The following is a 12,564-nucleotide window of genomic DNA, read 5'->3' as shown; positions in this document are numbered from 1 at the left end:
CTTTAATCGCCCCTTGCAAATCCCTCGGCGATGGTCCAAATATCGCGCGCACGGAGAGGTGGCCGAGTGGTCGAAGGCGCACGCCTGGAAAGTGTGTAGGCGGGAAACCGTCTCCAGGGTTCGAATCCCTGTCTCTCCGCCATCCTTACCTGATTTCCGCATTTGAACTTTGACCTATTAATTGCGGGGAAGTTACTTCTCCTTACGGATCAGGATGTCGGCCAGACAAGAGCATGCGTCTTTTGTACATCGAATTTGATCGCGAGGCAGGTCAAGCGCGTCGCCGAGAGTCCCTATTCTGCCCCCAACGCCGCAAACGCCCCGGAAGATTTCGCCATTCCCCCGGACCCGAAGGGATTCAAGCCCTACGTTGCATTTATATCCACGCCAGCGGTTCATATCCCTAAGAAGGAAGTCATTGGGGCGGAGTATCTCAGTGTGGCCCGACCGCGTGGTTGCGCGCATCACTGATCGAGGTTCTTCACCAACCGGGGCCCTGTCCGAGGGCAAACCCACCGCGAGAACCTGCAACTGGTCGTCGGTGTAGTCGTACAGCTGCACTCCGAAATCTTTCCGCAACGGTTTCAAGGAAATCGAAGCGGTGGGCAGCGCCGCGCGTAATTCCCGCGCATCTTCAAGCGTCTGATCAAAACGATCTGGATGCATCGTCACGTTGATATGAACGGTGATACGGTCAGTCATCGTACCCGCCACTTGGATAAAATGGCTCAGCTCTGCAAATTCGGCATGATAGGTCAGGATAACGCTGTTCAGGCGGCTGTTGATCATCTCCCAAAACCGAAGTGTGCGCGACGCATTGCTGATCAGGCTGACCTTGAACCCTATATCGGACGCATGACCTAGCAGATCAATGATGCGAGGATGCATTGTGGGTTCGCCGCCTGTAAACTGCAGCCAGACAATCTTGCCTAATTCATCCACATAGTGTCGATTTAATTGACGGTACAGATTCAGAACGTCACCGGTTTTCTGCCACTCAAGCGAACCGTCGTGCAAAGCCTTTGGGCAATAACTGCACGCATAGCTGCACGAATTCCCGAGCGTCCAGTCCACCACGACCATGTTGCCACACGCAGGATCGGGGTGGTCAATCAGAGTAAATAGGTCCGGATGGTTCTGGATATCTTCCATTAAAATCCAAGCGTTTAGCTAAGTTCCTCCGACAGTGCGACCAGAGTGGTCCTGTGGCCCCCACCAATTTTCCACAGCCTATCTTGAAATAGGAATTGGAACAAAATTTTTTGGAACACTAGGCATCAATGGCGCTTTGGTGGACGGTTTCGGATACCTGAGAACCCATTTCACAAGGCCAATTGCCTATGTGACAGGGCGATTGCGGGTTCGGTCGACTTGTTTTCGAGTGGCCATCTTTTTATAGTTTGAACATAATCTTTTAGAATTTTCGGCGCTAAGGCGTAATCGGTTTGTCGAATTTACAATAAATTAGGGCCTGTTTCGGCGGCCAGTCGGGGGAATTTATGACAAAGGCTAACGGCCCAAGAACTCGACCTAAAGTTGCCAAGAAAACTGCCAATCAAACGGCGGATATTTATGATTTTGTGCAATCCCCCGAGTGGCAGAAGGTGCTTGAAAAAGCGCGGGTAGAACGAGAAAAAAACCTTTCGGCGCCTGCGCAGCAAAACAAAGAGGGTCAACAACCCAAACCGGTTCGCCGTAGGACCAACCAATCAACCACAAATGAGCGTGCCCAAAGCAAGCAAAAGCCATGGTCCGCTCAGGTCGAGGAAGCAAGACACAAAAGAAATGAAGTGCTTGCCCGTCGTGCAGCCGAGTCGAAAAAAGCAGACCCCAGTAGTCCTGAGGCTCGTCAGGGAGATCTGCAAGGCGGAGACAAAGCAACCTCTACACGGACACCCAGACAGAAAGACAAGCCGACCAATCGTGAACAGACTGATCGTGCAGCTGCTAAACCAGACCAAGCAACAGCCAAGAGCGTTCTGGAAGAAAAGGACGCAGGGAGGCCGGGCCCGTCTGATGACGCTCTGGTCAGCGAAGACGCGTCCTTAAGCGCGCTGACGAGGGCAGAGTTAAGTTTAATACTGTCTTCCGAGGAAGTTGATCATCGCCTGTCCAAAAAGCTCCTGCAACAGCTGAAAGATCACCAACGGACGCGGCGCAGGATCAGGTGGAGCTTGGTGGCCCTTGGATGCACCATCGGTGTGCTTGCTTCGTCTTCGATATTTCTGACTTTGTTCGGATTGGGTGTATCGAACCCGATTGAAAGCGCGGCTATTGGGTCTACTGATGGTGCAGCGGCAGACGATTTTGGTCAAACGGGACCATTGCAACCTGATGTACCAAGCGGAGCAGGGGGCGAAACTGTCATTTCCGCCGATTTGTTCGACGCGTCATCATTGCCGTTGTCATCTGGCGCAGAATTGGAAGAGACGCAGGATTTGAGCAATCTTGCCTCATCAGCGCCCCTTCAGTCCGAGTTGGCGGAAACGGCCGAGATCGTTGAGCCCGGCACTCCAAGTCTGGCCCCTAGCGTTCTGTCGTATGTTCCGACGCTTGAACCACCGTTACTACCGGTAGGCGGCGCTGGCTATTTGCCGAGACGAGAGGCTAATCCTAGTTTCCTGCCTTATGAGTTCGAACCAGAGTTTTTTACTACGTCGATCGCTTTGCTGGACGAAGTTTCGGCAGGCTTTGATCCAGTGGCGATTTCGATTGACCCGATCCCGCCCTCGCGGCGTACGACTACTGTTTCTTCTAGCACCGAGGTTGTTGAGCCCAGCGCCTCAAGCGTGCCGCCTAGCGTTTTGTCATTTGTTGCGGCGCTTGAACCACCGCTGTTGCCGGTGGGCGGGGCTGGTGTCCTACCAAAACAAGAGGCAAACCCGAGTTTTCTGCCTTATGAACTTGAACCAGAACTTTTCGCCACGCGGATTGCCTTGGTGGATGAGATTTCCACAGAAATTGATCCGTTGACGATTTCGATCGAGCAGATCATTCCCCCGCAGCGCGCGCCCAGCGTTTCTTCACAGCTTGTGTCGTTGCAATCTCCGGTGGCTTTGGAAGCCGCAGAAGATCACCAGTTGCCGTCAATTCGGATCCTGGAACCTCAGCCAGATCGTCCTTTGGCGGGTAATCCTGCTGAGCGTCCTTTGAAAGTCGTTTCATCTGATCCTTCGATCTTGCTGGAAGACGTGGCGCTTAGCCCGCCAATCCCACAGGCGCTTACTTTGAAACAGACACCAAACCCGCAGGATTCGGCCACACCCGCGGCATTGCCTACCGAGGATATTGCGGCCCTACCGAGCGAAGACGCCAAGCCATCGAATCCGAGTGCAAGTGGTGGCGGCGCGTCATTCAGGCTCTACGCGCCAAACAAGATTCCCAATGATGCTGTGGACTCATTTGTTGCTGAATTAACAACGACGGGGCATGAACTTAGCGGAACGGCGCGCGTTGGTTACAAAGTATCCCAATCCAATGTGCGGTTTTATCACAGACAGGATGCGGCCAAAGCTGCCGCCCTTGCTAAGGACGCAGGCGCCTTGTTGCGCGATTTCACGGGATCGAAATCCAAAACACCCACCGGGGTGATCGAATTGTATTTGGCCGGCGAAGGTCTTGGCCAAGCTCCGGTCAAACGGGTGGCCAAGAAAAGCCGCCGGACCACAACCCAAAGTAGCCCGGTTAACCGCCTTAAAAGTCAGGTTCTGAAAAAACTCAGGACAACGACAAACTAATGGCGCTATTATAGGGTAAGTGCGAAGGACTAAGTTGAATTGTGAAAAGTTAAAAAGTATCGACGGGTTTTTGTAAAATGACTGAAAGCAGACTTATTGGCATAGTAACCGCGCTACTATTTCTGACGACGGCGCAGGATGCGCGCGCTGAGATCACGCTTGAGCATCTCCTTGCCATCGATCAACTCTTGTCGGCCAATGACACCCAGGCGCTACGCTCGTATCTGGAAAGAAATCCCGGATTGCTGACCGGAACCGATGAACTGTCGGTCGAATTGCGCAGCTTTTACGAGGCCGCGTCCACGGGTACTTTGAACTTTGGCTATACCGCCGGACCGACAGCCGGTACCGCGGCTGCTGCGACCGACAACGAGCTGGCGCATTAAAGCTTATGTCGGCGCTTGAGGCCATCAATTGCTCAGTGCGTCCAAAGATCGCCTACATCATTGAACCGCGGTTTTCCGGTGGAACGTCAGCAGCGGTTGCGGCCGAACTGCGGGTGGCTGTGGACTTTGGAACGCTAGAGGTGCACGCGATAACTTCGCGAACTTTTGGTGAAAATCAATCTGTTGCGCCGGCACTGCGGCAGGTGTTGGACGAATTGCATATCCCGCTTATTTGGGACGCACCGCGTATTAGTGCGGATTACGTGATCCTGCATAATCCATCGTTTCTAAAGTTCAACGAGGCACTGAACACCAAAATTTTTGCCCGTGATCTGATCGTTGTGACGCATGAAAATTTCTTGCGTCCGGGCGGCGAGGAAGGGTTCGACGTTTCCGGCTGCCTGAACCAGATTGAGGCGTCATCTTTTGTGCTGAGGCGAACCCTGGCTCCGATTTCACCCCATAATCGCAAGACCGTGAACGATTGGTTGGACAGCTCGCGCGTGGCAAGGCAGTGGAGGGTTCGGGACACCGACTGGTTCAACATCTGCCATACGGATGTAAGTCCTCCGTGCGAAAAGCCACAGGACCGTCGGGGCAGGCATTCACGACCGGGGTTTGAAAAGTTCCCATCGCTTTCCGACCTCGACATGTGCTTTCCCGAGCATTCTCAAAGCAATGTCATTCTGGGTGCTGATGCCATGCTGAACGCGGGTGTTCTTCGGGCCCATTGGACCTTGCTGCCTTTTGACGCCATTAGTGTGGACGAGTTTTTTGGAATGATCGATTTCTACGTCTATTTTACAGCGCCGACCTGGCAAGAAAGCTTTGGTCGCGTCGTGACCGAAGCGCTGGCCGCTGGCAAAGTGGTTCTTACCAATCCGGAAACCGGGGCAAATTTCGGCGATGGTGTCCTTACGTGTCATCCGGGCGACGTGGACCGGGTCATATCTGATCTGGTCGCTGACCCGCAGCGATATCATGAACAGGTCTCACGGTCGCAAAAGGTGCTCGAGCGTTATTCGGCAGAGAGTTTCAGGGCAATGTTGTCAAATGTCCTGACTGCAGACAGCGGGGTTATGAAATGATTTTCATCGAGGCCGGCACGCGCTCGCTGCGGACCTTTGATGCGCAATTGATCTTTGCCGATCAACTGACCGCACGCGGTTTTAACGTGTGTATCGATGCCGAATACTTGCCGAAAGACGCAGGTCGCGGCCGGGTTTACGATGCTGCCAAGTTTCTGGTCGATCCGGGCGAGCATGAGGTCGAAAGGGTATTTGTGCTTGGCGCCGAGGAGATTGATGATCTTCTTCTTGCGTCCCTGCGGCAAAGGCAACTGCCGGCGGATGTTCCAGTGGTTGCCACGGGCCGTTTCGAAACGCAGCAAAGTTATATCGGTGCAAAGGCGCGTCTGGCATATGCCCTTGGGCGTGAAGCCACGGTGTTGGACCTTTCGGACTTCCAGCCGCGCTCGATGTTACCTTCGGTGGCCTGTCCCTTGGTCGCAGACATTCGGCCAACGGCTCGTTTGGCGGTCGAAAAGCCAAATGTTGCCGTGGTCTTGGGGTCCATGGAACTTGACGCGCCCGAGACGCTCTCTTGCTTGGCCCGGATGAGCAATCGCAGTGACTATACTCTGCAACTTATCGTCAACGGGGCGCAGAACAAGGTGATCAATGAGTCGCCCTTTCATGATCTGCCGACTATTTTGTATACCGATCTTTCCGCCCGTATTTTGGCAAAAACGACAGATGTCCTGGTGATGTTTGGTCATGGTGTCGCCGGGGTTCGCATGGCCGCACTTGCAGTCGAGCTGATCGCCACTGGTGGGGTCGCGATAGATTGCACGGATGATGAGGCCATTGTGTCCTCTGGCGCCCCGGCTTTGATCGGGCCCAAAACGCCGCTTGCGCTGGACGGGTACCTCACAGGGAAGATACTTGAAAACCTTGCCGGGGTGGCTGAACAGGCGACAAAATCCCAGTGGCTGCATTCGGTGGACATTTCCCGTTTGGAAAAGGCAGCAGACCTAAAGCCCCAAAAATGGGAACCTATTCGAACGGCACAGCGAACAGTGTTTTTTCCAACCAACGGGGTTGGATTGGGGCACGCTCAGCGATGCGCTATCATTGCCAAAGAATTGCCGGATGACGTGGCACCGATTTTTGCGGCCTTTCCCAGCTGCGTTCCACTTGTGCGCCGCGAAGGCATGGACAGTATCCCTCTGGTTCAGCGGACTGAAGTATCAGCCAACTTTAATGGCAACGATATCCTGACTTACCGCCGACTTGGCGCAGCTCTGCAGGAAAATGACAGGTTGGTGTTTGACGGCGGCTATGTCTTTGATTCCGTCTACCGAACGATCCTTGAGCGCAACTTGTCGGCGGTTTGGATACGGCGTGGGTTGTGGCCTGATGGGCGGTCCAGGCCAAGAATGCTCCAGCGTGAGGCCGTATTCGACAAGGTCATAGTGCCATCCGAAGCCTTTGAAGAGCTAAACGACACCTACAGTTACGGCGATCACGTTCGCAACGTTGGCCCGATCTTTCGCCGTGTGGTCCAGTCGGGTGATGAACGCCAAGGACTTAGGGGTCGGCTGGCTGAACGGTTCGGGCGTGAGTTTGATCATCTGGTTGTCAGCATGTTAGGCGGCGGCGTGGCGTCGGACCGGTCGGCGCAACTTCAGGCAATTTCCGGGATGCTTGAGGACCGGTCAGACTGTTTGCATCTTGTCGTAACCTGGCCGGGCAGCAAGGTTCAGCCGGCCACCTTCGGTTGGTCAAATACTCACGTTGTTCAGACCTTTGAGGCCACAACCCTTTGCCTGGCCGCGGATTTGGTCATTTCGGCGGCGGGATACAATTCTGTTCTCGAGATCCTGTACAACAAGATTCCGGCAATCCTGATCCCCCAATCAGCACCGTATCTGGACAATCAGGAACGACGCGCCCAGGCGTTGGCTGACCGCGATCTGTGCGCGATCATCACCGAGAAAGAGTTCATGAAACTCGAGCGAACGGTTTCAGACTGCCTGGATCAAGGTGATCTGGAGGTCTATCGGACCGCGTTGAATAAAATTGAATTGCCAGAACCGGGGGCGGCGAAAGCGGCCGAAATCATTGCAGAGGCCAAGTGCAGAAAATGACAGATATTTCATGGTACGATATCCTAAGCAGAACAACGCCTAAACGACCTGTTCAATTGGATGATCTGATCTCTGGCGATCAAGAACCCAAGCCGCACGGGAATGTTGTATTTCCTGAAATGGGCCTGATCCCTTCCGTTGCGCTTTGGGAGCGGGATGAGGGCGGGCCAACGCATATCGGTGTTCGGATCGTGAGCCCCATGAAATCAGTATACAATGTGGCAAGGTTTCTTGCCGCAGCCGCGTTGGAGCGCGAGGTGTATCCGGTCATTCTAAGCCGCATAGATTACAGCGGATTTGAGCAGTTCGGCTTCCGCGTTGAGCGCGTACCGGATGAACCGATGGCTGCGCAGTTCGCTGAAGAAGAGATCCGAAAATTCTGGGATCTGGCGATCATTATCGACGGCGACGATATCGGGCTTTGGGCCGGGCAAAAGGCTCAGTCCCAGAGCCCGGCGGATAACAGCAAATGACCGTACAGCGTTATGAGCCGGGGCAGGGCGGTCGCCGGTGTTACACCGACCGTGTCAGCCCACCGTCTACTCGGATGTTCTGGCCGGTGATATATGCTCCACCGTCCGACGCTAGAAAAGCTACGGTTGCTGCGATTTCGTCATAGGCCTTGCCATATCGTTCCATCGGGATGCGGGCCTTCCAGTCCGGGTTTTCCGGCAGGCTGTCAATGAAGCCCGGCAGCACGTTGTTCATGCGCACATTTTCAGTCGCATGTTTGTCCGCGAACAATTTGGTGTAGGCTGCCAGACCCGCCCGCATCACACCAGACGTTGGAAACACCGGGTCGGGTTCGAACGCCGCGAAGGTCGAGATGTTGATGATTGCTCCGGACTTTTGGTCGATCATGATCGGGGTGATGATCCGCGCGGCCCTTACCGCGTTGAGGAAATAGACCTCAAGCCCTTCGTGCCAGTCGTCATCACTGATCTCAAGAACCGGGGCGCGGGGGCCGTGACCAGCTGAATTCACCAACACATCAACGCGACCCCAGCGGTCCATGGTCATGTCCACCAACCTTTGCATGTCTGCGCTGGACCTGTTGGTGCCGGTCAAGCCGATGCCGCCCAATTCAGTCGCCAAAGCTTCGCCTTTACCCGATGATGACAGGATGGCGACGTTGAACCCATCAGCTTCCAAACGACGGGCGCTTTCCGCGCCCATGCCGCTGCCGCCGCCCATAATGATCGCGACTTTGTTGTCCGTCATGTTGCACCTCATTGTGTCTACTTAGGATGAAAAATGGCGTCAGCGATGACGTTTGACCAATCAGTAATTCTGCCTTAACCTTGTAGAAAATCTATCGGGTTGAATCCCTAACCATGCGTAATTTACCCCCCTTGAACGCATTAAAGGCGTTTGAAGCATCAGGGCGCCATCTGAACTTCAGCCGGGCCGCTGATGAGTTGGGCGTCACGCAAGGCGCTGTGGCCCAACAGGTGCGGGCGCTTGAGGAAGTATTGCAAATCAAGCTGTTCCACAGGCAGGCCAGAGGGCTGTCCCTGACTGATGAGGGCCGGGCCTATCTTGCACCGCTCCGTCGCGCTTTTGACTTGATGGCCGAGGCAACCGCAAACTTGTCACCGCAAGACGTTGTTGCCACGATCAGTTCAACCCCTTCTTTTGCTACACGGTGGCTGGTGCCGAGATTGGGGTATTTCGCACAGGATCATCCCGATATCCGGCTACGTCTGGATGCGTCGAACACGCTGGCGAATTTCCAGACGGACGGGGTCGATATTGCGATCCGGCAGGGTAAGCCACCGTTTGGTCCGGGATTGGTCTCCGTGCCTTTGTTTTCTGCAGAGTTGATCGCTGTCTGCCATCCTGATCTCGCGTCAGGGCATAGCCCCATTCAGTCGCCTGCAGACCTGATCAACCATGTTCTGCTCGAAGACACCCATGGCCAGTGGCCCCTGTTTCTGGAGGCCGCTTTGGGAGAGGTGCCTGTATCCGGGCTAAAGACCATGGCGTTCAGCCAGACTTCGCTGGCCATCGATGCTGCAATCGCCGGGCAGGGCATCGCGCTGGCCAACCGGGAATTTGTCGCTGGGGACCTTGAGGCCGGGCGCTTGTGCCAACCCGTTTCTTTTGCAACCCCGGTGCAAGAAGGGTACCACGTCGTCACCCAACGCACGCCCAGACAGGCAAAGGTCGCCGAGGCGGTTCGGAACTGGTTGATCAAACAGGTTCAGGAAGCGTCATCGCTAGTTCAGGCTGAAACAAAGGTGAATTGTCACGGAAATCAGAACGCCCTATGAAGGGCACTGATTTTAGCACTAAGTGCCCTTGCGGCGCACGTTTCTCATGATTGGGACCTGACAGACATGATTGACCTAAGCGGCCACACCCCGCTGCGCGAAAGCCGCAACTACAAGATTTTCCAACACCCTGAAATTGAATGCGCGTTGTTGAAAGTTCGGGTGGATGAACCTATTCGACATCATGCGATTCCGCGATATGCGGCCTGGCGCTATGGCAATCTGCGGCAGTGGAATCGAGAAGCGAACGAATATCTGGCCGCGTTGAATCGCGGCTGCCCGGAAATCGAACGCCTCGCGCGGTTCATGGGGTATGCGCCGACGTCGCAAGGCCCGGCATTGGTTGTTGAAAAACTGACTGGTTCAGATGGTGGGCTTGCGCCGACCCTGCAATCCGAAAAGCGTGCGGTTGCGTCGGACAGGGAGGCGCGCCAACGGCTGCATGATGAGTTCATGGAACTGATGGACGATCTCAAAAAAGGGCAGATCATTGTCGGTGACATGGGGTTTGAAAACATCGTCCGCGCGCAGGAACGCGGCGGAAAGCTGGTCATCATCGACGGGCTAGGTGAACGGGTGATGTTCCCGCTTGTTTTGTTCAGCAAGTTGGCGTTTCACAAGTCGATTGAACGTCGCCGGGAACGTATGTCCAAAGCGTTCAATCTCGGGACGAGTTAACTCAGCCTGCGTCGGTCACAGGCATCGTGGTCTCAACCTCTTTACGGATTTCCTGAATGAGAGCTATTGCAGCCGGGTTTCGGCGCTTTAGATGCGTGCGCGCGACAAAGGCGATACGGGGCGGAACAGGGAAAAGCTTGTCGATGATTTCCATGTCCGAAGTGATGTGCATTCCGTTCAACAATGCGACACCCAAACCCGACCGCACCGCCGATTGGATGCCCGCCGCACTCGGGCACTCCAGAACGTTATCGAACTGGTGCAGCTTTTGTCCCATGCCCCATTGTTTATAAAAACACTGGCTATCGAAGGATAGAAAAGGCACAGGCGAGGATAAATCCGGGTGAAATTCCGGCGACTTGACCCAGTGCAGCGTGTCTTCAAACAGGATCAAATCGTCAGGCAGAATGTCCTTACGAAAGATCTGCATCACCGCCACATCCAGCTCTCCGGCTTTCAACCAGGACTGCACGTTTAGGCTTTGACTGGTGCGGGTGCGGACACGAATGTCAGGGTACAACCGCGTGAAACGACCCACAATTCTGGCGATGTCGCTTGTGGCGGTGTCCTCGGTCATGCCCAGGCGGATGGTTCCGGTCAGAGGTTTCTTGCCCAAAGATGATAACGCTTCGTCATGCAAATCAGTGATCCGGCGTGCATAGTCGCACAGCCGTTGACCGGCTTCGGTAAACAAGGGGCCACCGGCGCGGCGGGCCAGCAAGTTACAATCCAACGCCTGCTCTAGCCGACGAATTTTGTGGCTGACCGCAGATTGAGACAACGCCAGATGTTCCGCCGCGCGGGTCACGCCACCATGTGCAGCAATGGCCAGCAAGGCGCGTAGGGCGTCAATTTCTAGGCGTTCGTTCATGTGCTGCCATATGACAAAATAAGATCACAGAATGACAATCATTCATTTGAGTCACATGATAACCTTGGTCTAGTCACAGGAAAAGACAAAACATCAAAGGCCCAAAATGACATTTTTTATCACTGAGCCCGCTCTGATAAACCGCATGACAGGACAGGGGTGAAGCATGGAAAAACTCGAAACCTCGCGTCGCAGTCTGACTACGGTGTTTGAAATCACCGGGTCCGTGTTGGCGATGGCCTATGCCTTGCTGATCGCCTCGAATATCGGGGCGGAGCTGATGGGTTTTACGCTTCTGCTATTGTCGTCGGGTCTGTTTGCAGCCTGGGCTGTGATCGATCGTCGCTGGACATTTCTGTTGCTACAGGGGTTTTACGCAACATCAGCCATCATCGGGTTGATCCGCTGGGCTTGAAACTTCGCTTAGGGCAGCGGTGGATTTCCTGCTAGGACAGGTCCATGCGGACTGAAAACAGAATCGAGATCGGCTTTTTGCTGTTTGATGGCTTTCCCATGGCTTGCCTGACCTCGGTGATCGAGCCACTGCGGGCGGCCAATGAAATCGCGGGGCAAGAAGCGTTCCTCTGGTCGCTGATTTCCGAGAATGGCCAAAAGGTCCAATCCAGCGCAGGTGTCGGATTCGAAGCCGAGCGATCTCTGGCAGCCTGCAAGGACATTGACATTATTTTCCTTCTCAGCAGTCCGACTTCGGTCTTCGACAACCCGAGTTTTGGAAACGGTGCCCTGCGCAGTCTAGGCCGCCACGGGACGGTTCTGGGCGGGATCAGCGCGGGTGTTTTTCCGTTGGTTCGGTCGGGTGTCATGCAGGGTCATCCGGTGTCGGTTCATTGGTGTTATGAGGCCGCGTTCGAAGCGGAATTCCCTGACATGGATGCCCGCAGTGAAGTGATCGTCAGAGATGCCAGTCGAACAACCGTTTCGGGCGCGGCGGCAGGGTTTGATCTGGCATTGCACCTTATTCAGGATAGGCTGGGTGGGGACGTCGCACATGAAGTCGCCTGTTGGTTCCAGCACCCGATGATGCGCGGCGCCGGTGTGCAACAGCAGGTGCCCAGAGCAACTGCGCCCGACACGGGCGATAACCTGCCGCCTCTGGTTTCCCGCTGTGTTGCGTTGTTCGCTGCGCATATGAGCGAGCCGATTTCCGTGGCAGAAGTGGCGCAGCAGATGGGGGTGACGCCCCGACAGATCGAACGGGCTTTCAAACAGGCAACCAGTCAAAGCCCCAGCCACTATTACCGCGCCATGCGTATGAAGGCTGCGCGGCAGATGGTGGTTTATACCAAAGACCCGATCCCCCAGATCGCCTCAGCCGTCGGGTACGGTTCGGTCGCGCCTCTGGTGACGCATTATCGGGCGGCCTTCGGGCTAAGCCCCAGCGAAGATCGCCGCAGAATCAACCGTTTTCGCGTTGAAGATAACGCGCCGCTCCCGTCGGTCTGATCCATGG

At 55.0% G+C, this 12,564-nt stretch carries 12 protein-coding genes and 1 tRNA gene; 10 read left to right on the top strand and 3 right to left on the bottom strand.

Annotation, left to right across the window (positions count from 1 at the left end; all coding sequences use genetic code 11):
* The first annotated feature begins 52 nt into the window (after positions 1-52).
* Positions 53-142, top strand: a tRNA-Ser gene (locus tag ACR0AJ_RS01670).
* 50 nt (positions 143-192) lie between these two features.
* On the opposite strand, the gene ACR0AJ_RS01665 is transcribed toward ACR0AJ_RS01670, so the two are convergent.
* Positions 193-1,152, bottom strand: a complete 960-nt coding sequence (locus ACR0AJ_RS01665; protein WP_480739918.1) for a radical SAM protein — start codon at positions 1,150-1,152, stop codon at positions 193-195.
* 1,025 nt (positions 1,153-2,177) lie between these two features.
* On the opposite strand from ACR0AJ_RS01665, the gene ACR0AJ_RS01660 reads away from it, so the two are divergent.
* The 5 genes from ACR0AJ_RS01660 (at position 2,178) to ACR0AJ_RS01640 (ending at position 7,744) form a co-directional block, all read left to right on the top strand.
* Positions 2,178-3,737 (top strand): hypothetical protein, encoded by a 1,560-nt coding sequence (locus ACR0AJ_RS01660; protein ID WP_480739917.1) that lies wholly within the window; start codon positions 2,178-2,180, stop codon positions 3,735-3,737.
* A 77-nt stretch (positions 3,738-3,814) separates the two neighbouring features.
* The gene (locus ACR0AJ_RS01655; RefSeq protein ID WP_170348487.1) at positions 3,815-4,123 is read left to right on the top strand and encodes a hypothetical protein; all 309 of its coding nucleotides are present in this window, start codon (positions 3,815-3,817) and stop codon (positions 4,121-4,123) included.
* Between the two features lie 5 nt (positions 4,124-4,128).
* Positions 4,129-5,211 carry a glycosyltransferase family protein gene (locus ACR0AJ_RS01650; protein ID WP_170548511.1) on the top strand — a complete coding sequence of 361 codons (1,083 nt, stop codon included), beginning with the start codon at positions 4,129-4,131 and terminating at the stop codon, positions 5,209-5,211.
* On the top strand, positions 5,208-7,271 hold the full coding sequence (locus tag ACR0AJ_RS01645; protein ID WP_480739915.1) for a glycosyltransferase: 2,064 nt from the start codon (positions 5,208-5,210) through the stop codon (positions 7,269-7,271). The genes ACR0AJ_RS01650 and ACR0AJ_RS01645 overlap by 4 nt, the downstream gene beginning before the upstream one ends.
* Complete coding sequence (locus ACR0AJ_RS01640; RefSeq protein ID WP_170348490.1) at positions 7,268-7,744, top strand: hypothetical protein; 477 nt, start codon at positions 7,268-7,270, stop codon at positions 7,742-7,744. The genes ACR0AJ_RS01645 and ACR0AJ_RS01640 overlap by 4 nt, the downstream gene beginning before the upstream one ends.
* Positions 7,745-7,784: 40 nt before the next feature.
* Here ACR0AJ_RS01640 and ACR0AJ_RS01635 read toward each other — a convergent pair whose 3' ends face one another.
* Positions 7,785-8,492, bottom strand: a complete 708-nt coding sequence (locus ACR0AJ_RS01635; RefSeq protein ID WP_170548516.1) for an SDR family oxidoreductase — start codon at positions 8,490-8,492, stop codon at positions 7,785-7,787.
* A gap of 113 nt (positions 8,493-8,605) precedes the next feature.
* On the opposite strand from ACR0AJ_RS01635, the gene gcvA reads away from it, so the two are divergent.
* A complete protein-coding gene (gene gcvA, locus ACR0AJ_RS01630; protein WP_480739913.1) occupies positions 8,606-9,544 on the top strand; it encodes a transcriptional regulator GcvA in 939 nt (312 codons plus the stop codon).
* 66 nt (positions 9,545-9,610) lie between these two features.
* Positions 9,611-10,222 (top strand): YrbL family protein, encoded by a 612-nt coding sequence (locus tag ACR0AJ_RS01625; RefSeq protein WP_170358149.1) that lies wholly within the window; start codon positions 9,611-9,613, stop codon positions 10,220-10,222.
* A gap of 1 nt (position 10,223) precedes the next feature.
* On the opposite strand, the gene ACR0AJ_RS01620 is transcribed toward ACR0AJ_RS01625, so the two are convergent.
* Positions 10,224-11,093: a LysR family transcriptional regulator gene (locus ACR0AJ_RS01620; RefSeq protein ID WP_174818758.1), complete on the bottom strand. Its 870-nt coding sequence runs from the start codon at positions 11,091-11,093 to the stop codon at positions 10,224-10,226.
* A gap of 166 nt (positions 11,094-11,259) precedes the next feature.
* Here ACR0AJ_RS01620 and ACR0AJ_RS01615 point away from each other — a divergent pair, with 166 nt between their 5' ends.
* Together ACR0AJ_RS01615 and ACR0AJ_RS01610 are read left to right on the top strand one after the other, a co-directional pair.
* The gene (locus ACR0AJ_RS01615; protein WP_170375025.1) at positions 11,260-11,508 is read left to right on the top strand and encodes a hypothetical protein; all 249 of its coding nucleotides are present in this window, start codon (positions 11,260-11,262) and stop codon (positions 11,506-11,508) included.
* Positions 11,509-11,552: 44 nt separating this feature from the next.
* Entirely contained in the window at positions 11,553-12,557 is a 1,005-nt protein-coding gene (locus ACR0AJ_RS01610) for a GlxA family transcriptional regulator (RefSeq protein ID WP_480739911.1), read from the top strand.
* Positions 12,558-12,564: the final 7 nt, after the last annotated feature.

This window comes from Ruegeria sp. CJ9 (assembly GCF_056536625.1).
This window is presented reverse-complemented; position numbering and strand designations above follow the sequence as displayed.